1 protein-coding gene is annotated in these 1,226 nt (G+C 61.3%); it reads left to right on the top strand.

Annotated features, from left to right (window positions below):
• The first annotated feature begins 53 nt into the window (after positions 1-53).
• On the top strand, positions 54-1,211 hold the full coding sequence (locus ACIQH5_RS22435) for an IS30 family transposase (protein WP_400407852.1): 1,158 nt from the start codon (positions 54-56) through the stop codon (positions 1,209-1,211).
• Positions 1,212-1,226: the final 15 nt, after the last annotated feature.

Raw genomic sequence — 1,226 nt, forward strand, 5'->3', positions numbered from 1 at the left:
CGCTGAATCATGCGGTGATCGCAACACCTGAATATTGAAGGGTGTCGATTGCCATGGTGAAGTTCACGAATCGTTTGGTCGCTGAGGTTGTTCAGTCGTTCTGGCAGCAGGTTGCTGATGGTGCCCGTTACGAAGATGCTGGCGCATCCGTCGGATGGTCCATCACGACGGTCCGCCGTGAGTTGAGGTCCTCGGGAGGGGTCCGGCCCCGCAGGGGCCGGACCCTGACCGGCCGGTCTCTGTCTTTCGAGGAGCGGGAGTTGATCTCGTTATGGCGGAGCAAGGAATCGGTCCGTGAGATCGCCAGAAGGCTGGGCCGGGCCCCGTCGACGATCTCCCGGGAGCTCCGGAGGAACGCGGACAAGGTCTTTTTCTACCGGGCTACCACCGCCCATGCCCGCGCCCACGCCCGGGCAGCCAGGCCCAAGACCGCTAAGCTCAACAGCAACAAACCCTTGCGCAAGGAAGTCGAAAAGCGGCTCGGCAAGAAAGACTCACCGGTCCAGATCGCCGGCAGACTCCGCAAGGACTTCCCGAACAACCCGGAGATGTGGGTGTCACACGAGACCATCTACCAGTCCCTCTATCTCGAGTCCCGGGGCGGACTGAAGCGGGAACTGGTCAAGAACCTGCGCACCGGCCGGACCCTGCGCAAACCCCAACGCCGCCCCGACGAACGCCGCGGCAGAATCCAGGACAAGGTCATGATCGCCGACCGTCCCGCCGAGGTCGAAGACCGTGCCGTGCCAGGGCATTGGGAAGGGGACCTGATCGTAGGCGAGGACGGAAAAACCGCCATCGGCACCATCGTGGAGCGAACAACCGGGTTCGTGATGCTCCTCCATGTCCCGACCGGAGAAAACCGTGCCGAGTCTGTTCGGGATGGACTGATCCGCAAAATGGGAGCCCTTCCCGATGAACTGAGACTCTCGCTGACCTGGGACCAAGGCACCGAGATGCGCAGGCACAAGGAAGTGAAGATCGCAGCCGACATCGACATCTACTTCTGCGATCCCCACGCACCTTGGCAACGCGGCTCGAACGAAAACACCAACGGGCTCCTGCGCCAGTACTTCCCCAAAGGCGCAGACCTAAGCATCTACAGCCAAACCGACCTCGACTACGTCGCCCACGAACTCAACGACAGACCCCGCCAACGATTCGACTTCTGCACCCCCAATGAGATGATCAGAACCTTCCTGTTGCGATAACCGCTAGAAACCGCC

Origin of the sequence: Paenarthrobacter sp. NPDC091711 (genome assembly GCF_044756605.1) — a bacterium.
Classification (GTDB): Bacteria; Actinomycetota; Actinomycetes; order Actinomycetales; family Micrococcaceae; genus Arthrobacter.

Excerpts from the sequence above, each read along its gene's own strand:
- ACIQH5_RS22435 (WP_400407852.1), top strand. The coding sequence starts at position 54 with ATGGTGAAGTTCACGAATCGTTTGGTCGCTGAGGTTGTTCAGTCGTTC.